This window comes from Arthrobacter sp. TS-15 (assembly GCF_006964045.1).
Classification (GTDB): domain Bacteria; phylum Actinomycetota; class Actinomycetes; order Actinomycetales; family Micrococcaceae; genus Arthrobacter.
Map to the genome: position 1 here is coordinate 1 of NZ_SDXQ01000040.1, position 19,272 is coordinate 19,272.

The window sequence follows — 19,272 nt, forward strand, 5'->3', positions numbered from 1 at the left end:
CACCAACGCTCCGCCCCCACCCAGGGTCTGGGTGGATCGGGATCCCGAGGCTGCGGCTCGTCTTGCCACCGCCAGGCCGGCCCTTCAGGCCAAGGCCGATGAGCTGAAGCTGCCGGTGGAGAACCTGCTGACACCGGATTATTTGCGGCGGGTCACCTGGCGTCCTCCGGCCGACATCTCCCTGGAATCCGTCGCTGAGGAACTGCGGTCCCTGGGCGCCCGGGAATGGCAGATCTCCTTCGCGGCTCCCATACTCACTGAAGCGTGCTTGAACCCCGCCCCGCTTCCCGCCAAAGAGAGCAAGGCCAAGGAAGCCAAAGCGCCCACGGACGCGCACTCTTCCGGCAATGCCGGCTAAGCTCCTTCCCGATGTGAGGCCTGCCCCGCGAACCGTGGTTCGTGGCGGCAGGCCTTTCGCGTCCCAAGGACACGGACCCGGGCGGACCTTGCATGCTAAGTTACCCACGAGTAACATTGCATCAATGCCAGCCGAAGGGCCCGCGATGCGGGATTCGGCGCCATGTCTCAACGAGGAGTTAATACATGAGTCCATCCCGCAGTGCTCAGAGAAACGTCCGCGACGTCGTCTTCGTCGATGGCGTGCGTACACCCTTCGGCAAAGCCGGCGAGAAAGGCATCTACGCGGGTACCCGCGCCGATGACCTCGTGGTGAAGTGCATCCGCGAGCTGATGCGACGCAATCCCTCTCTTCCCGCGGACCGGATCGACGAGGTCGCCATCGCCGCCACCACCCAGACCGGGGACCAGGGCCTCACCATCGGCCGCACAGCGGCACTCTTGGCCGGACTCCCCCGCTCAGTACCCGGATTCGCCATCGACCGCATGTGCGCAGGTGCCATGACGGCAGTAACGACGACGGCGAGCGGCATCGGCTTCGGCGCTTACGACGTCGTCATCGCAGGCGGCGTGGAGCACATGGGCAACCACCCCATGGGCGCAGGCGCCGATCCCAATCCTCGGTTCATGTCCGAGCGCCTGGTGGATCCCGCGGCGCTGAACATGGGTAACACCGCGGAGAACCTGCATGACCGCTTCCCGGCCATCACCAAAGACCGCACAGACGCCTACGCCGCCGCCTCCCAGGCCAAGCTCGCCGCCGCGTACTCCAATGAGCAGATCCAGCAAGACCTCGTCCCCGTAGCCACCATGAAGCCCGGCCAGGGCTGGGCCCTGCACACCACGGACGAACCACCCCGTCCGGGCACCACCGTTGCGGACCTGGCCGAATTGCGCACGCCCTTCCGCGCCCACGGCCGGGTCACCGCAGGCAATGCCGCTGGCTTGAACGACGGCGCTACAGCGGCTGTTCTTGCTTCCGCCGACGCCGCTGAGGAACTGGGGCTCCCGGTCAAAATGCGCCTCGTCTCTTACGCCTTCGCCGGTGTTGAACCCGAGGTCATGGGCATCGGTCCGGTACCGGCCACCGAAAAGGCGCTGAAAAACGCAGGACTTGGCATCGAGGACATTGGGCTCTTCGAAATCAACGAAGCCTTCGCCGTCCAGGTCCTGAGCTTCCTGGACCACTTCGGCATCGCCGATGACGATCCCCGGGTCAACCGCTATGGCGGGGCGATCGCCGTCGGACATCCACTTGCTTCCTCGGGCGTCCGTTTGATGAACCAGCTCGCTCGGCAGTTTGAGGAAGACCACTCGGTTCGCTATGGCATCACCACCATGTGCATCGGATTGGGCATGGGTGCCACCGTCATCTGGGAAAACCCCCACCACGCCGCATACCAATCTTTCACTGCTGACCAGGCCACCACGGCCATCACCGAAGGAGCCGCCGCATGAGCGCCGCCGAATTCCAGAAACTCGCCGCTCTCTTCCCCGATGAAGTAGTAACCCACTCCTACGTGCAGGACATCTCCCTCCCGGGCGGTGCCGGCACCTTCGCACTGATCACCTTGGACAACGGCTTGGACCACTCCAAGCCCACAACTCTGGGGCCCAACACGTTGGTGGAACTCGGAGGGGTGTTGGACAACCTCAAGGAGCGGGCCTCACGGGGAGAAATCGTTGGCGTCGGCGTCACGGGCAAGCCCTACTTCCTAGTGGCCGGGGCAGACCTCTCAGCCGTTAAGACTCTCAAGGAACGCGAGCACGGGCTTTGGATGGCACAGCTTGGCCATGCCGTCTACAGCACCCTCGCGAACCTGGGCGTTCCTAGCTTTGCCTTCATCAACGGGCTGGCTTTGGGCGGTGGCTTGGAGATCGCCCTGCAGTCCACCTACCGAACCGTCTCGACGGGTGCCGGCGCCCTGGCCCTGCCGGAAGCGTTCATTGGCCTGGTGCCCGGATGGGGCGGCGTCTACATCCTGCCGCGCCTGATCGGCCCGGAGAATGCCGTCAAGGTTATGATCGAGAACCCCCTCAGCAACAATCGGACTCTCACCGGCCCGCAGGCGTTCGAGCTCGGCGTGGCCGATGCCATGTTCGAACCCGCCGATTTCGTGGAACAGTCGCTGGCGTGGGCGGCACGGGTTATCTCCGGCGACGTCACGCCGGAGAGGAAGAACGCCGTTGATGCCGCCGATGACGCAGTCTCCGGCCGGTGGGCTGCGGCGGTCACCGCGGGACGAGCCTTTGTGGAGTCCAAGACCTCCAACGCCTCTCCCGCCCCGGCCAAGGTCCTGGACGTCATGGAGGCCAACCGCACCATGACCCAAGCCGAGTCGGCTGAACTCGAGTGCGAGACCCTCGCGGGGCTCATGCAAACCGACGAGTTCCGCTCCACGGTGTACGCGTTCCTGGACCTCGTCCAGAAACGCTCCAAGCGTCCTGCAGGCGCGCCTGACCGTAAGCTTGCCCGCCCGGTCACCAAAATCGGCGTGGTGGGTGCAGGGCTCATGGCCAGCCAGCTGGCACTGCTGTTCGCCCGGCAGCTGAAAGTTCCCGTCGTTATGACGGACATTGATCAGGCACGGGTGGACAAGGGCGTCGCCTACGTCCACGCCGAAGTCGACAAGATGCTGGCCAAGAAGCGGATCAAGCCCGACGCCGCCAACAGGACCAAGGCGCTCATTACCGGATCCGTCTCCAAGGAAGCCTTTGCCGACGCCGACTTCGTGATCGAGGCCGTCTTCGAAGAACTGCACATCAAGAAGCACGTCTTCGCCGAGGTTGAAGCCATTGTTTCTCCCGAATGCATTCTGGCCACCAACACTTCATCGTTGTCGGTGACAGCCATGGCAGAGGATCTGAAGCACCCGGAACGCCTGGTGGGCTTCCACTTCTTCAACCCCGTAGCCGTCATGCCACTCCTGGAGATCGTTAGGGCGCCCAAGACCGACGACGCCGTCCTGGCCACGGCATTCGAACTGGCTAAGGGGCTCAAGAAGACTGCCGTGCTGGTCAAGGATGCTGCCGCCTTCGTCGTCAACCGCATCCTGCTCCGCCTCATGGGGGAAGTCATCGCCGCGTTCGACGAAGGCACCCCGGCAGAGGTGGCTGACAGTGCACTGCGTCCCATGGGCCTGCCAATGTCGCCGTTCACCCTGAGCGCCATGGTCGGCCTGCCGGTGGCACAACACGTCCAGGAGTCCTTGCATGCCGCGTTCGGCGAGCGGTTCCCGGTCTCGCAAAACCTGCAGAAACTCATCGACAACGGCGTGAAGAGCCTCTGGGCTCCGGGACCGGATGGAACCCCTGTCATCCCTGCCGAGACGCTGGCCCTCATGTCCTTCGGCGACACCCCGTCCACTGGCGAGGAAGTTCTGCGGCGTACGCAGGACGCTCTGGCCGAAGAAATCGGGCTCATGCTGGAAGAAGGCGTCGTAGCGGGCCCTGAGGACATTGACCTTTGCGTCATTATGGGCGCCGGATGGCCAATGTTCCTGGGCGGCATCACGCCGTACCTGGATAGGGTGGGCGCTTCCGAGCGGGTGAACGGCAAGCGATTCCTTGCCCCCGGCGTCGCATCAGCACCTGCCTGATCCGTCCCTCTCTCACATCCCGCGCCTTAAACCGGAACGCTCTCCCACTTGCCTCAAGCAAGTGAGAGAGCGTTCCGGTTTAAGGGCTGTTTTGTGAGAGAGGGACGCCTGTAGCTGGGCGGGATGGCAGAGCGAGCTAGAAGAGTGCAACCTTCGGCGCCCGCGGGAAGATCTCGTCCAACTCCGCGCGATCCTCCTGGTCAGGTACCCAGCGCACGGCCTCGGCGTTTTCGCGGATCTGCTCCGGACGGGTGGCGCCTGCGATCACGCTGCTGACCCCGGGCTGGGCAGCCAACCAGGAGAAGGCCAACTGAAGCTCGCTGATATCCCGTTCCTTGGCAAACTGGCCGAAGCGGCCCAACTGCTCCCAATCGGCGTCGTGCACCAGGTTGGTGCGCGTGTGGCTCAACCGGGAACCTTCAGGGGCCTTGCCCGCTGAGTATTTTCCGGTGAGAAGCCCGTTAGCCAAAGGGAAGTAAGGAAGGACGCCCAAGGAGAAAGCTCCTGCCGCCGGGAGCACTTCGAGTTCGGCACGGCGGTCCAGGAGGTTGTAGTGGTTCTGAGTGGAAATGAAACGGACGCCACCTGACTGCCGCCCCACATATTCGGCTTCAGCGATCTGCCATCCGGCAAAATTGGAATGGCCGATGTACCGCACCTTGCCGCTGGACACCAGGTCATCCAAGGCGCCCAGCGTCTCTTCAATGGGCGTCCGCGGGTCCGGGGTGTGGAACTGGTAGAGATCGATCCAGTCTGTGTCCAAGCGTCGCAGGGAAGCTTCCACGGCTTTGACGATGTAACGGCGCGAACCACGGGCATCGAAGTCGTTGCCGTTGACTCCACGCATGTCCATGCCGAACTTGGTGCCGATGACCACGTCATCACGGCGCCCCTTCAGCGCCTTGCCCAGCATGACTTCGCTCAGCCCCGGCTCCCGACCGTAAACATCGGCGACGTCAAAGAAAGTGACCCCGGCATCGAGTGCGGCGTGGACAACAGCGTCCGTGCCTTCCTGGGACTCGGTGGGAGTATTGGCGCGGCCCAGGTTGTTGCAGCCCAGCCCTACAGCTGAGACAGTGAGTCCGGAGTGGCCAAGGCGTCGGTATTCAGTCATGAATTCAGCCTAATACGCGTCCCGGCGCTGATTGTCACCCAAGGCAACAAACTCCTCGGCAGAACAGTTAGCCGGTTCCGTACGAGATCCCGGATTCCTCCATGGCATCCTCAAGCTGCGCTACAGCCACCGGCCCCATCCCGTGGAGCTTGGACAGCCCGGCCTCGCCGAACTCGGCCAACTGCTCCAACGTCTCTATCCCCTCATGCGCTAGCGCCCGTCTGGCCGGAGCGGCCAGCCCTTTGGGAAGGGGCGTATGTCCGGGCCAGTTGCTCTTGGACGCCATGGGGATACCTCCTGGTGCGTTGGGGTGCTACTTAGAGAGTAAAGCCCACACCCTGCTTGGGCGAGTGCTTCACACGGAATGCCGTGGGGTCACTGTGGGGAGCTGCCGCAACCGTGAGCTTGGTGAAGTCCAGGTCCTCACCACGGACGCAGATTTTGATGGCGTTCACGGCCTTGTTGACGTCCGGGCAAAGGCAGAAGATGTTCAGGTGGCCGTTGCCGATTTCCGAACGGTCCACTACTCCCAGCCCGCGCCACGCCAATTCACCGGTGAGGGCAGCTTTGGCTTTACGCTCAAGGTGACGGTCGCGTTCAGTGCCGTCCTTTGACTTCAACGCAATCTGGGCAACTACCCAAAACTGTTCAGACTCAGGGATCTCGGCATAGCCGTCTTCCTCGCATTGCGCAGCAAAGGCAGCCATCAGGCCATCCACGGCAGATTCGTCGTCAACGTCTGCCTCGTCGGTCTTGCTCTGGTGACCCACTACACCGTGATTAACAACGAACTGCTGGTCTTCGTCGTCATACCAGGCCTCGCGGAAGTGAAGTACTCCGTCGTCGTCGCGCTTGTACGCTCGGATGATGCCGCTCATGCTCGTCCTTTCCCAAACCACTCGGCGCTGGTGCTGGTGGCTCCATTGACGTCGAAAGGCGCTTTCATGGTGTCCACTGCCTCAAAGAGCGCTGCGCATTCTCTGAGCATTGAGTCCACCGTCTGTTGCGGATAGCCCATGGCCACCCGATGACGCTCAAATTCGTCCTCATCGTCTACGAACACCCCATGCTCAGTGGAACGGATCACGTCCAGATCCATATCAATCATGTGAAATTCCCAAACGCCCGGCTTGATGGTATTCCAGTCATGACCGGTGGCCAGGTCAACATAAATCCTGAAGTCCCCCGGATAACTGTCGTCGTAGAAGGTTGCCACAAACTCGCCTGCCCGCGGGACCAGCAACAAGGCGTCCGATGCCGTGTAGAAAGCTGCTCCCGGGCGGGCACAGAACTCCCCTGCCCCCTGAAATATCCACCAACCGTGGATGTCTTCACCAAGGTAACGTCCAGGCACCACCCAGTGGGCCTTGCCGTCCCATTTTCTGTTCCTCGACACCACGAGGTCACCGGGCTGCACTGCGCCCGGTGCGCGCTCGTCCGTCACAGCGTTGGCAGGCTGCCGGTGGTCGGGTGTTCCTGGCCCGGGAGGGGCCTGGCGAAGGGGACCTTTGTCCCCAAAACCTGGGCTACGACGTCGTGAGTTATTTTCTGGGCCGTCAGGCCAACGCGCTCCAGGACCTGGCTGCGGGAGCCGTGCACCAGGAACTCCACCGGCAGGCCCACTTCGTTCAGCGCGGTGTCCACGCCGGCGGCGCGCATTTCCTGTCGGATACGGGACCCCACGCCACCTGCGCGGACGCCGTCTTCTATGCAGATCACCAGGCGGTGACGGGCAGCAAGGGCAATGATGGATTTACGGACGGGAAGAACCCACCGCGGATCCACCACCGTGGAACTGATGCCTTGGGCGCCCAGTCGGGAAGCAACATCCAGAGCGAGTTCGGACATAGCGCCGACGCTGACAATCAGGACATCGTTCTCGGTGGAGCCTTCCGGACGCCGTGCGAGGATGTCCACGCCGTCGTGAAGCCTGTCTATCGCTTCAATTTCGGAACCAACGCTGCCCTTCGAGAATCGGACCACTGTGGGGGCATCGTTGATGGCGACTGCTTCACGCAGTTCTTCGCGGAGCCTGGTGGCGTCACGGGGAGCCGCCAAATGGAGACCGGGCACGATCTGAACCATCGCCATGTCCCACATGCCGTGGTGGCTGGGGCCATCCGGGCCGGTCACGCCGGCACGGTCCAGGACGATGGTCACACCGGCTTTATGCAGTGCAACATCCATTAGGAGTTGGTCAAAGGCGCGATTCAGGAACGTGGCGTAAACCGCCACCACGGGGTGAAGCCCACCGAAGGCCATTCCAGCGGCGGACGTCAGCGCGTGCTGCTCGGCAATACCGACATCGATCACCCGTTCGGGGTGGCGCTCAGCAAACTTGTGCAATCCCACGGGAATCAGCATGGCGCCGGTAATACCGACGATATCCGGGCGCTCATCCGCGATATCCGCGATCTCTTCAGCGAAAACGGAGGTCCAGGACCTTGCTCCCGGCATTTCCGTGGGCTCACCCGTTTCGGGGTCAATGATGCCTACCGCGTGGAACTGGTCTGCTTCATTGGCCAAAGCCGGCGCATAGCCGTGGCCCTTCTCCGTCATGGCATGCACAATGACGGGTCCACCGTAGGCCTTTGCGGTGTTGAGCGCATGTTCCATGGCTTGGAGGTTGTGTCCGTCAACCGGGCCGATGTACTTCATGCCAAGGTCCTCGAACATACCCTGCGGAGCCCACCAGTCCTTGATGCCCTTCTTCATGGCATGCAGGCTCTTATAAGTGAACTGACCCGCCGGGCCGCCGTCCTGGAGCTTCTTCTTCCACCAATCCAGCATGCGCTCGTAAGCCGGCGTGGTGCGCAGGGAATCAATGGTGGGACGCAGCGAGGCAAGGTAATCTGCAAAACCGCCAACAGTGGGGGCATACGAGCGTCCGTTGTCATTGACCACGATCACCACGCGGCGCCGTTTGTCGGCGGCAATGTTGTTGATGGCTTCCCACGCCATGCCACCGGTCAGCGCGCCATCGCCAACGACGGCGACGACGAACCGGTCGCCTTCACCGGTCAGCTGGCGGGCACGCGAGATGCCGTCAGCCCAGGACAGTGAGGAAGATGCGTGTGAACTTTCCACGATGTCGTGCTCGGACTCGGCACGGTCAGGGTAGCCGGATAGCCCTCCCTGCTGGCGGAGCGTGGTGAAGTCCTGACGTCCTGTGAGCAGCTTGTGCACATAGGACTGGTGCCCCGTATCGAAGACGATGCTGTCCCGCGGTGACTCAAAGTTCCGGTGCACGGCGAGGGTGAGCTCTACGACGCCCAGATTGGGCCCGAGGTGTCCACCCGTCGCGGCTACGTTGGTGATCAGGAACGCCCTGATTTCGCCGGCCAGTTGTTCCAGCTCGGTGCCGGATAATGTGGCCAGGTCCCGTGGATCCTTGACGGTTTCCAAAAGTCCCAACGGCCCTCCTTAGGGTGAATGACGTGCTTGTTAACTCTAGCGCGTGCCCGGGCAAGCATGGTGCGCCTCGGCCTCAAGCCTTGGCATTGTTCTCCCGATCCGGTCCCCTGACTGATGCCCGGGACGCCAACAGCCCCGGCTGGTCGGGCGACCAGCCGGGGCTGTCCGGCTACTGAATCAGCTGGGAACCAGCCGCTTCCTTATGCCGAGATCTGGCGCAGAACGTACTGCAGGATGCCGCCGTTGCGGTAGTAGTCCGCTTCACCCGGGGTATCGATGCGCAGAACGGCGTCGAAGGACTTGGCGGTACCGTCTTCAGCCGTGGCCGTGACCTTGAGCGTCTTCGGCGTGGTGCCGTTGTTGAGCTCGGTGACGCCTTCCACCGCGAAGGTTTCGGTGCCCGTCAGGCCCAGCGTTGCTGCCGACTCGCCGGCCGGGTACTGCAACGGAAGGACTCCCATGCCGATGAGGTTGGAGCGGTGGATGCGCTCGTAGCTCTCAGCGACGACGGCCTTGACGCCCAGAAGCGCCGTACCCTTGGCTGCCCAGTCACGGGACGAGCCGGAGCCGTATTCCTTGCCGGCCAGGACAACCAGGGGCGTTCCTGCTGCCTGGTAGTTCTGTGCTGCGTCGTAGACGTAAGCCTGGGGCGCACCTTCCTGGCTGAAGTCGCGGGTGAAGCCACCCTCAACGTTGTCCAGGAGCTGGTTCTTGATGCGGATGTTGGCAAATGTACCGCGAATCATGACTTCGTGGTTGCCACGGCGTGAGCCGTAGGAGTTGAAGTCCTTGCGCTCCACACCGTTGGCCAGAAGGTACTGGCCCGCAGGAGTGTCCGACTTGAAGGAACCGGCCGGGGAGATGTGGTCCGTGGTGACGGAATCGCCAAGCTTCAGGAGCACGCGGGCGCCCGAAATGTCCTTGACGGGATCCGGCTGGGCCTTCATGCCTTCGAAGTACGGGGGCTTCCGCACGTAGGTGGAGTCCTCGGCCCAAGCGAAAGTATCGCCCGCCGGGGTGTCAAGGGCCTTCCAGCGGTCGTCGCCGTCGAAAACGCCCTCGTAACCCTTGGCGAACATTGCCTCGTCAATGGAGGAGTCAATGACTTCCTGCACCTCGGTGGGGTTCGGCCAGATGTCCTTGAGGAAGACCTCGTTGCCCTCGGAGTCCGTGCCCAGCGCATCGGTTTCGAAGTCGAAGTCCATGCTTCCTGCCAGGGCGTAAGCGATGACCAGCGGCGGCGAAGCCAGGTAGTTCATCTTTACGTCCGGGTTGATGCGGCCTTCGAAGTTGCGGTTGCCGGAGAGGACGGCAGTGACGGAGAGGTCGTTGGCCTGGATTGCCTCGGAGATTTCCGGCTCAAGCGGGCCGGAGTTACCGATGCAGGTGGCGCAGCCATAGCCCACAATGTAGAAGCCGAGTTTCTCCAGGTAGGGAGTCAGGCCGGACTTCTCGTAGTAGTCAGTGACAACCTTTGAGCCCGGTGCCACAGAGGTCTTGACCCACGGCTTGGAGGTCAGGCCCTTGTCCACGGCGTTGCGTGCAAGGAGGGCCGCAGCCAGCATGACGGACGGGTTGGACGTGTTGGTGCAGGACGTGATCGAAGCGATCGACACTGCGCCGTGGTCCAGCTCGAACTCGCGGCCATCGGCGGTCTTGACCTTGACCGGCGACGACGGGCGGCCGTGGGCACCGTTGGCGGCAGAGTAAACGCGGTCCGTTTCCGTGGTGTGCGAATCGGCGTGCGTGAAGGACGGTGCATCCGAAGCCGGGAACGATTCGTCCAGGGACTCGTCAACGCTGCCGTCTTCAATGGCGACGTAGTTGTGGATGTCCTTGCGGAACTGCTCCTTGGCATCCGTGAGCTCAATGCGGTCCTGGGGACGCTTGGGGCCGGAGATGGAAGGAACAACGGTGGACAGGTCCAGCTCCAGGAACTCGGAGAAGCGCAGTTCGCGGGAAGGATCGTGCCAGAGGCCCTGTTCCTTGCTGTAGGCCTCAACCAAGGCAACATTTGCTTCGGAGCGGCCGGTCAGGCGCAGGTAGTCCAGGGTGACGTCGTCGATCGGGAACATCGCAGCCGTGGAACCGAACTCGGGGCTCATGTTGCCGATGGTGGCGCGGTTGGCCAGCGGCACGGCGGCAACGCCTTCGCCGTAGAACTCAACGAACTTGCCAACAACACCGTGCTTGCGCAGCATTTCGGTGATGGTCAGCACGACGTCGGTAGCGGTGGCGCCGGCGGGGATGCTGCCCTTGAGCTTGAAGCCCACAACGCGGGGAATCAGCATGGAGACGGGCTGGCCGAGCATTGCAGCCTCGGCTTCGATGCCGCCAACGCCCCAACCCAGGATGCCCAGGCCGTTGACCATGGTGGTGTGCGAGTCGGTGCCAACACAGGTGTCGGGGTAGGCGCGGACAACGCCGTCTACCTCGCGGGTCATGACCGTGCGTGCCAGGTATTCGATGTTGACCTGGTGGACGATGCCGGTTCCCGGGGGGACAACCTTGAAGTCGTCGAACGCGGTCTGGCCCCAGCGAAGGAACTGGTAGCGCTCACCGTTGCGCTGGTATTCGATCTCCATGTTGCGCTCCAGTGCGCCGGAGTTACCGAAGGCATCGATCTGGACGGAGTGGTCGATCACCATTTCTGCAGGCGCCAACGGGTTGACGCGCTTGGGGTCACCGCCGAGCTCCTTGACGGCTTCACGCATGGTAGCCAGGTCCACGACGCAGGGAACGCCGGTGAAGTCCTGCATGATGACGCGGGCGGGGGTGAACTGGATTTCCGTGTCGGGCTCCGCATTGGGATCCCAACCGGCCAGCGCGCGGACATGGTCAGCCGTTATATTGGCGCCATCCTCAGTCCGCAGGAGGTTTTCAAGCAATACCTTAAGGCTGAACGGAAGGCTGTCTGCGCCCTCTACGGAGTTCAACCGGAAAATTTCATAGTCGGTGCCGGCTACATTCAGTACGCCTTTGGAACCGAAGCTGTCCACAGTGCTCATGGCAGGACTCCTCTCGCAACAGTTTCATCTTTGTCGCGTGGTTGGCCGCTAGCCAGTTAGGCGCACCTTACTTAGCCGGGCGGCATCTCTCTTGGTCACCCCGGTCAGCGGCGTTGATTTCCGTTGACCGGGGCTACTACTGCCATCGTAATGGCATACTTCGGTGTTGCGTCACTGATCAGGTGCCTCCGGGGAAACAGGCAGTTTCACCAATGGCACCACGGAACGCGGACTGCGCCGCAGTTACGGTCCGGGGACGATCAATCCCACCGTTTCCAGGTGATGGGTGTTCGGGTAAAGGTCGAAGGCCCGCAGCGACTCAAGCCGCCAGCCGCCTTGATGGAAGTAACCCAGATCACGCGCAAAGGATGCGGGATCGCATGACACATAGGCGATTGCGCGGGGTCCGGTGGCCATCAATTGCTTGACCACGGCCTTGCCCGCCCCTGCACGCGGTGGATCCAGCACCAGCGAGTCGAAGCTGCGGGCGCGTTGGTGCAGCACCTTCTCCACACGCCCCTGCACGATTTCCACCTGGGATTGACCATGCAGGTTTTTTCGGGCGTCACGGCTGGTGCCCGGCGCGCCTTCAACGGACAGTACCGAACCGGTCACTCCGACGGCGTCCGCCAAAGGTGCCGTAAACAGGCCGGCGCCGGCGTAGAGGTCGGCCACCGTCGCACCGGGCTGTAAGTACCCACCGCGGGAAAGATAGCCCGCTACAGCGTCCACCAGCGTGTCCGGGGCGTCTTTGTGGATCTGCCAGAAACCCTCACCGGTTACACGGTACTCATGGCCTGCTGCGGTTTCCTGCACCCAGGTCCTCCCCCGAAGCTGCAGGACTTCGCCCTTGCCGGGATCGAAACTGGCAACCGAGACATCGTGCGGCAGCTGCGAAAGGATGCTGTGCAATCTCTTGGGGCTGGTGGACTCTTCCGGGGCCAGCAGGATCAGGGGCCGCGAACCGTTGGCGGGCACGGCAACTTCCACACGGGCGATGCCGGACAGGTCAAGGTCCCACAGCTTCAGCTCATTGACGCCCGCAAGCGCCAACGGCATCTCCTTGATGGGAAGCACCACATCTGAACGGTGAGCGTGCATGCCCAACCGGCCTTTGGGAGTCACCGCGAAGCTGGCCCGCGTACGCCAGCCGAGTCCGCCGTCGTGATTTTCTCCCACGGCTTCCACCTCGGTGGCGAGGTCCAGGCCGGCAAGGCGCTTGAGCTGCTCCGCCAGCACTTCGGCTTTCAGTGCACGCTGGCGCTGCAAGGAAATGTGTCCAAGCTCCGCGCCGCCCACCGGCGGTGTCCCGCGGCTCCAGGAACCCAGCGAATCCGCCTGCTTCCAGAAGTGCGGAACGCGGTCGGGTGAGGCTTCAAGGACCTCGACGACGTCGGCACGCCAGAAGCGCGACGAGTCACCGGAGTCGGTCAACCGGATCCGGACTTTCTCTCCCGGGATGCCGTGCCGGACGAAGATGACGCGGCCTTCGTGCCGGGCGACGAAGTGCCCTCCATGGGCGATGGGGCCGATGTCCACCACCAGTTCAGCACCGGGCGTGGCCTGGTCCGCGGAATGGTGGCCACCGGTGTGATGGTGTTGGGGGGAATTGCTGTGGGAGGTCATTTAGGTATCCTGCAGTGCCTTTGCTTCTTCGGACGATTTCAACTGCCACGGGACGCTGGCAACCATGACTCCAGGTTCAAAGTGGAGCCTCGTCTTGATTCTGAGTGCTGTTTGGTTATGGACGAGTTGCTCCCACCATTTGCCCACCACATATTCGGGGATGTACACCACGATCAGGTCCCGCGGTGAGTCCCGGCGCATGTTCTTGATGTAGTCCATGATGGGCGTCACGGTTTCACGGTAGGGACTGGCCAGGACGGTCAGGGGAACCGGAATTTCCAGCTTCTCCCAATCGCGGACGGTCTGGGCCGTTTCTTCGGCGCTGATGTCCACGGTCACGGCGTCCAGGCGCGAAGGCCTCGACGCCCGCGCATAGGCCAGTGCGCGAAGGACCGGCTTGCGGACATGTGAGACCAGGAGAACAGCGTGGACCCTGGTGGGCAATGCACGGGGCGAGGAGTCCTCATCCACCGCCAACTCCCGGGCCACGTTGTCATAGTGCGCGCGGATGCTCCACATAATGAGGAAGAGGACGAACATGGCGAGCAAGGCTATCCAGGCGCCTTGCTCGAACTTGGTGATGAGGACAATGACAAGGACCAGGGCCGTCATCCCGAAGCCCAGCATATTGATGGTCTGGGACTTGATGATGCGACGCCGGACAGCTTTGTCCCGCGCGAGTTTCAGTTCACGGCCCCAGTGCCTGATCATTCCCAGTTGACTTGCGGTGAAGGAGATGAAGACGCCCACAATGTAGAGCTGGATCAGTTTGGTGACATCGGCGTTGAAGGCGAGAATCAGGACCAGAGCCCCCGCTGCCAGCGCAAGGACACCATTACTGAAGGCAAGCCTGTCGCCTCGAGTACGCAGCTGCCTGGGCAGGTAGCCGTCCTGGGCCAGAATCGAACCCAGCACGGGGAAGCCGTTGAACGCCGTGTTGGAAGCAAACACCAGGATGACGCCGGTGGCAGCAACTACTACGTAGAAGAGGATGGAGCCGGAGCCGAAAATGGTGTCGGCTATCTGGCTGATGGCCGGAGTCTGGATGTAGCCCTCAGGCAGCGGCTTGCCGTCCACCAGGAACTCGCGGGCCGGGTCAAGGACAATGTGCACCTTGGTGGCGTTGGCCAAGTAGAGGATGCCTGCCAGCATGGAAGCGGCTATGACGCCCAGCAGGAGCAGGGTTGTTGCCGCATTCTTGCTCTTGGGCTTCTGGAAATTGGGCACCCCGTTGCTGATGGCTTCAACACCTGTCAGTGCAGCGGCTCCCGAGGAGAAGGCACGCAGAAGCAGGAAGGCTCCGGCCAGCCCCACCAGGCCCTCATCAAATCCAGGCTCGGGAACAATGGTGAAATTGGCCGAAGGCGCCTCCCCCAACGTGCCGGTGGCGGCCTGGAAGATGCCCACAGCGGTCATCCCAAGAATGGATGCCATGAAGATGTACGTCGGTACTGCGAACAGCGTCCCGGCCTCCTTGACACCGCGGAGGTTGACCAGCGCGAGGATGATCACGCCTACAGTGGCTATCAGCGCCTGCTGGCCATGCAGCGCCGGGATGGCCGTGGTGAGGTACGTCGCCGCCGAGGACATGGACACGGCAACCGTGAGCACGTAGTCCACCAGCAAGGCAGAAGCCACGGTCAACCCGGCATACTTGCCGAGGTTGACGTTGGCAATCTCATAGTCGCCGCCCCCGGAGGGATAGGCGTGGACGTTCTGACGATAGGAAGCCACAACTGTGAGCAACACCACCATGACCGCAAGGCCAACCAGCGGAGAGAAAGCCACGGCACTGACGCCGGCAAGGGCGAGCGTCAGCAGGATTTCGTCCGGGGCGTAAGCCACTGAGGACAGGGCATCCGAGGCGAAGATCGGCAAAGCGATGCGTTTGGGCAACAACGTGTGGGACAGGCGGTCATTCCTGACCGGCCGGCCCACCAACACCCGCTTGGCGGCATTCAGAATTGTCAGCACTCCGCAAAGCTACTCTGAATCCCCAGGGATGTCATGACGGTTGTCACCGGCATACCCCCGCTGCACCGGTAAAGTCATACCGAGCGGGACGGACTACACACATAAGGAGACACGGTGGCTCACTTCGTGATCATGGGTTGCGGCCGTGTTGGCGCAACCTTGGCACACACTTTGGAGGATGCCGGTCACTCCGTGGCCATCATCGACCAGGACGAGCGGGCCTTCCGCCGATTGCGCAACACTTTCACGGGGCGCAAGGTCACCGGTGTCGGCTTCGACCGTGACACCCTCAAGCAGGCCGGCGTCGAAGAGGCCTACGCCTTTGCCGCTGTCTCCAGCGGCGACAATTCAAACATCCTGGCCACGCGCGTTGCCCGTGAGACCTTCCATGTCTCCCATGTGGTGGCACGGATCTACGACCCCGGCCGCGCCGAAATCTACCAGCGGCTCGGTATCCCCACAGTGGCAGCCGTGCGCTGGAGTGCCGACCAGGTTCTCCGGCGGATACTTCCGGAGCAGCACCTGGCCGGCGACTACCGCGAACCTTCGGGCCGCTTGGTGCTGGCCGAAGTGGATCTGCACGAGGCATGGATCGGACACAGCATGGATTCCATCGAGTCCGCGGCCGGAATCCGCATCGCTTTCCTCACCAGGTTCGGCGAGGGCCTGTTGCCCCAGGCCGGGACCGCATATCAGGAAGGTGATACCGTCCACGCGATGGTGAGCCTTGACAGAACATCCGAGATCAGCCGAATTCTCGCCAAAGCACCCGCCAAGGAGTCTTAGTGAAAGTTGTCATTGTTGGCGCGGGCAGCGTCGGCTCGTCCATTGCACGTGAGCTCCTGGCTCACAAGCACGAGATTCTCCTGATTGATTTGAAGCCTGAAGTGATTGGGCGCAGCGGGCTGCGAGGGGCACGCTGGCTGGTGGGCGATGCCTGCGAACTCAGCACCCTGCAGGACGCGAAACTTGAGGATGCGGACGTGGTGGTTTCTGCCACCGGCGACGACAAAGTGAATCTGGTGGTGTCCTTGCTCGCCAAGACCGAGTTCGGAGTAGGCCGCACCGTGGGGCGCGTGAACAATCCCAAGAACGACTGGATGTTCAATGACTCCTGGGGGGTGGACGTTGCCGTCAACACACCGCAGCTTATGACAGCGTTGGTGGAAGAAGCGGTGGAAATCGGCGACATCGTGCGCCTGTTGACCCTCCAGACGGGCGTGGCCTCGATCGTGGAATTCACCGTTCCTCACGACTCCCACGTCATTGGCAGCACAGTGGGGGGCATTGAGTGGCCCGAAGACGCCACCCTGGTTGCCATCCTGCGTGATCAAGCACCCATTACGCCCACGCGTGATGATGTTCTGGACGGCGGTGACGAGCTGTTTTTCGTCACCACCATCGCAGCTGAGGACGGCTTGCGGGCTCTGTTGTCACCAGCGTCCGATGACGCCAAGGAACCCCGCGAGGGAACGTCAGAACCGGCAGATCAGTCCGCTGAGGACGATGGCTTCGACGGCTGAGGTGCCGGCTTGGTAACCAACCAGGCCACCCAAAGGCCCAGGATGTACAGCGGGGCGCCCATCAGAAGCCTGGTGGTAGCCAACGCTGTCAGTCCGGCCTCGCCCATGAAGTACAAGGGAACCTGAACCACCAAGCGCAGGGTCAGCACCGCAACCACAATCCACGTGCCCAAGGAGTAGGCCCGGAGCCGCTCCGGATCCTTGCGCCACTCCAGTCCTTCATTGCGCACGAAGCCGAAGAGAAGTCCGGCTACCGGCCACTTGAAGACGATGGACAGCACCATGGCCGCGATGTAAGCGATGTTGGTGAAGAAGCCAAGCACGTAGAAGTCCTCGGCCTTGCCTGTGGTGTTCGCCAGCCAGGCAGAAATGCCCACCCCCACCACTCCCGCCAATGCCTGCGTTAACGGACGGCGCTGGATCAAACGAACCACTGTGAAGACGGCGGCTGCAGCCAACGCTGCGATGAGGGCCGGAGTGAGGTCGCGCGTGACGGTAAAAGCCACAAGGAACACCAAACCCGGAAGGATGCTTTCGGCAATGCCCTGCACGCCGCCGGCGGACTTGAGCATATCCACGTGGCCGGCGCTGTTACGGTGGAGTCCGGCCTTCTGGGCATACCCTGCAGCGAGGTCGGACACAGTGGGCCCTTCCGCACCGGACTGTGGGGCGTCCGCCTGCGGTTCATCGTTTACGTGGGACGAAACGTTCTCGCCGGGCGTCTGACGCCCTGCGTCCTTCGGTTCGGAACCGTTGGCCACGGTCATAGGTGCTCCTGACGGGAAAGTATTTCGTAGCGGGGATTGAACATGGCCGGAAGGCCATCAACCTGGGTGACCATGCCCTTCAAGCGGAGTTTCACGCCGGCTTCAATGCCTGGAACCCGGGTCCTGCCCAGCCAAATCACACGGAGGCGCTCATAGGGCTTCCGGACTCCGCCGGCTCCCATGTTCGGCACACCTCCGCCGGGCCGCACGGAATCAACCACCACGGCGGAAAAGAATGGCTGCTCGCTGGGCGGCTGGTGGGTGACGGACTCAATGAAGCCCGTGCACACTGCGCGGCCCCGGACAGGGAGGTCACGTACTCCCTGCCCTTCGGGACCTTGGCCGGCCACCCCGTAGCGGCCCGATGCGTCAGCCAATCTGGGTGATCTCCGGCCCTCGCTCCGGTTGCCGCATGGCGGGGTCTGCGGGGGGAACCGCACCTTGGGGGGCGCCGGCCTGGCCCGGCACTGCAGCATCCTTGGGCAGGCGCAGCTGCAGCAGTTCGCGCGGTGGCATCGGGTTATCACCGCGGACCACAACAACCTTACGGAAGAGCTCTTCCAGTCCTGCTGCGGCATCACGTTCGAGGGCGGCCTGTCCGCCCAAGACACCGCGCAGGAACCATCGCGGCCCATCCACACCCATGAAACGGGCTGCCCGGAAACCTCTGCTGCCGTCTGCCGCTTCAGCGGGAAGTTTGGCTACCAGCTCCGTGCCGAAACTTCCGGAAACTTCTTCGGTTTCCCCGCCTTGGCTCGCTACGGACTGGGTGATCTGTTCACGGATCTCATCCCAAAGTCCCTCGGAACGCGGCGCAGCAAAGGCCTGAAGCTGCAAGCTGGAACCGTTGAGGTCCATGGTCACCGCAACCACGCGTTGCGTGGCTTCCTCGACCTCAAGCCGCAGCTGGAGACCCTCGGCTGGTGCGATCAGCAGTGCACCGAGGTCCACGTAGCCATCGCGGTTCTCGATTTCGTCGATGTCCAAGGGACCCTTGCCGAGCCGGAAATCTCCGGGGGTGCCGGACCCGCCTGGCTCGGAAGTTGATGCCCCGGTACCGGACTCCTCGACGGTGCCGGCGGTTTCCGGCTTCTCGTCCTTGGACTTTTTGCCGCGCCCAAAAAGCATTGGGTTTTCTCCTTAGTAGTGGTCTATCCCCAAGTAAACCGCAACCACGTTAGACCTCACTAAACCGCTCCAATGCGTCAGGCGTGGGAGGCCGGTAAACGAGGTTCAGTAGTTTCTCAGGCCTTCGGTGCGTTGAAGCCGCCCGTGGACCCGAAGCCGCCGGTTCCCCGAACGGAATCCGATAGTTGGTCAACAGCAATGAACTGCGCGTATTCAACGCGCTGAATCACCATTTGTGCAATTCTATCGCCGCGTTTGAGGTCAATGGCAGTGTTTTGGTCGGTGTTCAGGAGCGTGACAGCGATTTCGCCACGGTAGCCGGCGTCCACAGTACCGGGGGCATTGACCACCGTCAGTCCGTGCTTGGTGGCCAGCCCGGAGCGGGGATGGATCAGGGCGACATATCCGTTCGGCAACGCAATGGAGACACCAGTTGGAACGAGTTTCCGCTCACCGGGGGCGAGATGCACATCTTCGCGGGCGCGGAGATCGGCACCCGCGTCTCCAGGGTGCGCATAGGAGGGAGCTTCCAAGCCGGCGTCGAGCATTTTCAACTGCACCTCCAAAGTGGGGGCGCCGTACGCTGCGGTGGTTTCGCTGCTGTCCGCAACTGCGGAAGCGGCGTCTGAACTGAATACTGCGGTCTCATTGCTCACAGTGGTTCATTCTACCGGGACCCGGTTCACCCGAGTCGTTCAGCCCGGCGGGCCTGGGTGGCGGGGCCGGGCAGCGGGGCCGGGCAGCGGGGCCGGGCAGCGGGGC

At 62.6% G+C, this 19,272-nt stretch carries 16 protein-coding genes and 1 pseudogene; 5 read left to right on the forward strand and 12 right to left on the reverse strand.

What is annotated here, in order from left to right:
- From EU811_RS16750 to EU811_RS16760, 3 genes and pseudogenes are all read left to right on the forward strand, one after another.
- Positions 1-358, forward strand: a pseudogene (locus EU811_RS16750) (ribonuclease D); the annotation flags it as partial.
- 185 nt (positions 359-543) lie between these two features.
- The gene (locus EU811_RS16755; protein WP_142939459.1) at positions 544-1,815 is read left to right on the forward strand and encodes a thiolase family protein; all 1,272 of its coding nucleotides are present in this window, start codon (positions 544-546) and stop codon (positions 1,813-1,815) included.
- The gene (locus EU811_RS16760; RefSeq protein ID WP_142939460.1) at positions 1,812-3,956 is read left to right on the forward strand and encodes a 3-hydroxyacyl-CoA dehydrogenase NAD-binding domain-containing protein; all 2,145 of its coding nucleotides are present in this window, start codon (positions 1,812-1,814) and stop codon (positions 3,954-3,956) included. The genes EU811_RS16755 and EU811_RS16760 overlap by 4 nt, the downstream gene beginning before the upstream one ends.
- Before the next feature lie 136 nt (positions 3,957-4,092).
- Here EU811_RS16760 and EU811_RS16765 read toward each other — a convergent pair whose 3' ends face one another.
- The 8 genes from EU811_RS16765 to EU811_RS16800 form a co-directional block, all read right to left on the reverse strand.
- Positions 4,093-5,070: an aldo/keto reductase gene (locus tag EU811_RS16765; protein ID WP_142939461.1), complete on the reverse strand. Its 978-nt coding sequence runs from the start codon at positions 5,068-5,070 to the stop codon at positions 4,093-4,095.
- Between the two features lie 67 nt (positions 5,071-5,137).
- Entirely contained in the window at positions 5,138-5,356 is a 219-nt protein-coding gene (locus EU811_RS16770; RefSeq protein WP_062068055.1) for a hypothetical protein, read from the reverse strand.
- Between the two features lie 31 nt (positions 5,357-5,387).
- Complete coding sequence (locus EU811_RS16775; RefSeq protein ID WP_142939462.1) at positions 5,388-5,948, reverse strand: hypothetical protein; 561 nt, start codon at positions 5,946-5,948, stop codon at positions 5,388-5,390.
- Complete coding sequence (locus EU811_RS16780) at positions 5,945-6,514, reverse strand: DUF402 domain-containing protein (RefSeq protein WP_142939463.1); 570 nt, start codon at positions 6,512-6,514, stop codon at positions 5,945-5,947. Before EU811_RS16780 ends, EU811_RS16775 begins: the two co-directional genes overlap by 4 nt.
- Positions 6,511-8,484 carry a 1-deoxy-D-xylulose-5-phosphate synthase gene (gene dxs, locus EU811_RS16785; protein WP_142939464.1) on the reverse strand — a complete coding sequence of 658 codons (1,974 nt, stop codon included), beginning with the start codon at positions 8,482-8,484 and terminating at the stop codon, positions 6,511-6,513. Before dxs ends, EU811_RS16780 begins: the two co-directional genes overlap by 4 nt.
- A 200-nt stretch (positions 8,485-8,684) precedes the next feature.
- Entirely contained in the window at positions 8,685-11,492 is a 2,808-nt protein-coding gene (gene acnA, locus EU811_RS16790; protein ID WP_142939465.1) for an aconitate hydratase AcnA, read from the reverse strand.
- A gap of 243 nt (positions 11,493-11,735) precedes the next feature.
- Positions 11,736-13,118: a class I SAM-dependent RNA methyltransferase gene (locus tag EU811_RS16795; protein WP_142939466.1), complete on the reverse strand. Its 1,383-nt coding sequence runs from the start codon at positions 13,116-13,118 to the stop codon at positions 11,736-11,738.
- Positions 13,119-15,092 (reverse strand): APC family permease, encoded by a 1,974-nt coding sequence (locus EU811_RS16800; RefSeq protein ID WP_142939467.1) that lies wholly within the window; start codon positions 15,090-15,092, stop codon positions 13,119-13,121.
- Positions 15,093-15,206: 114 nt separating this feature from the next.
- On the opposite strand from EU811_RS16800, the gene EU811_RS16805 reads away from it, so the two are divergent.
- Positions 15,207-15,878, forward strand: a complete 672-nt coding sequence (locus EU811_RS16805) for a potassium channel family protein (RefSeq protein ID WP_142939468.1) — start codon at positions 15,207-15,209, stop codon at positions 15,876-15,878.
- Positions 15,878-16,615 (forward strand): potassium channel family protein, encoded by a 738-nt coding sequence (locus EU811_RS16810; RefSeq protein ID WP_142939469.1) that lies wholly within the window; start codon positions 15,878-15,880, stop codon positions 16,613-16,615. Before EU811_RS16805 ends, EU811_RS16810 begins: the two co-directional genes overlap by 1 nt.
- Here the strand turns inward: EU811_RS16810 and EU811_RS16815 are convergent.
- From EU811_RS16815 to dut, 4 genes are all read right to left on the reverse strand, one after another.
- Positions 16,582-17,382 (reverse strand): DUF3159 domain-containing protein, encoded by an 801-nt coding sequence (locus EU811_RS16815; protein WP_142939470.1) that lies wholly within the window; start codon positions 17,380-17,382, stop codon positions 16,582-16,584. The two genes, EU811_RS16810 and EU811_RS16815, sit on opposite strands and share 34 nt — an antisense overlap.
- Positions 17,379-17,759, reverse strand: coding sequence for a hypothetical protein (locus tag EU811_RS24280; protein WP_238703442.1), 381 nt, complete (start codon positions 17,757-17,759; stop codon positions 17,379-17,381). The genes EU811_RS16815 and EU811_RS24280 overlap by 4 nt, the downstream gene beginning before the upstream one ends.
- On the reverse strand, positions 17,752-18,510 hold the full coding sequence (locus EU811_RS16825) for a DUF3710 domain-containing protein (protein WP_142939471.1): 759 nt from the start codon (positions 18,508-18,510) through the stop codon (positions 17,752-17,754). The genes EU811_RS24280 and EU811_RS16825 overlap by 8 nt, the downstream gene beginning before the upstream one ends.
- A 116-nt stretch (positions 18,511-18,626) precedes the next feature.
- Positions 18,627-19,166: a dUTP diphosphatase gene (gene dut / locus EU811_RS16830; protein WP_142939472.1), complete on the reverse strand. Its 540-nt coding sequence runs from the start codon at positions 19,164-19,166 to the stop codon at positions 18,627-18,629.
- Positions 19,167-19,272: the final 106 nt, after the last annotated feature.

Excerpts from the sequence above, each read along its gene's own strand:
- acnA (WP_142939465.1), bottom strand. The coding sequence starts at position 11,492 with ATGAGCACTGTGGACAGCTTCGGTTCCAAAGGCGTACTGAATGTAGCC.
- EU811_RS16825 (WP_142939471.1), bottom strand. The coding sequence starts at position 18,510 with ATGCTTTTTGGGCGCGGCAAAAAGTCCAAGGACGAGAAGCCGGAAACC.
- EU811_RS16815 (WP_142939470.1), bottom strand. The coding sequence starts at position 17,382 with ATGACCGTGGCCAACGGTTCCGAACCGAAGGACGCAGGGCGTCAGACG.
- EU811_RS16795 (WP_142939466.1), bottom strand. The coding sequence starts at position 13,118 with ATGACCTCCCACAGCAATTCCCCCCAACACCATCACACCGGTGGCCAC.
- EU811_RS16755 (WP_142939459.1), top strand. The coding sequence starts at position 544 with ATGAGTCCATCCCGCAGTGCTCAGAGAAACGTCCGCGACGTCGTCTTC.
- EU811_RS16770 (WP_062068055.1), bottom strand. The coding sequence starts at position 5,356 with ATGGCGTCCAAGAGCAACTGGCCCGGACATACGCCCCTTCCCAAAGGG.
- EU811_RS16765 (WP_142939461.1), bottom strand. The coding sequence starts at position 5,070 with ATGACTGAATACCGACGCCTTGGCCACTCCGGACTCACTGTCTCAGCT.
- EU811_RS16775 (WP_142939462.1), bottom strand. The coding sequence starts at position 5,948 with ATGAGCGGCATCATCCGAGCGTACAAGCGCGACGACGACGGAGTACTT.
- EU811_RS16760 (WP_142939460.1), top strand. The coding sequence starts at position 1,812 with ATGAGCGCCGCCGAATTCCAGAAACTCGCCGCTCTCTTCCCCGATGAA.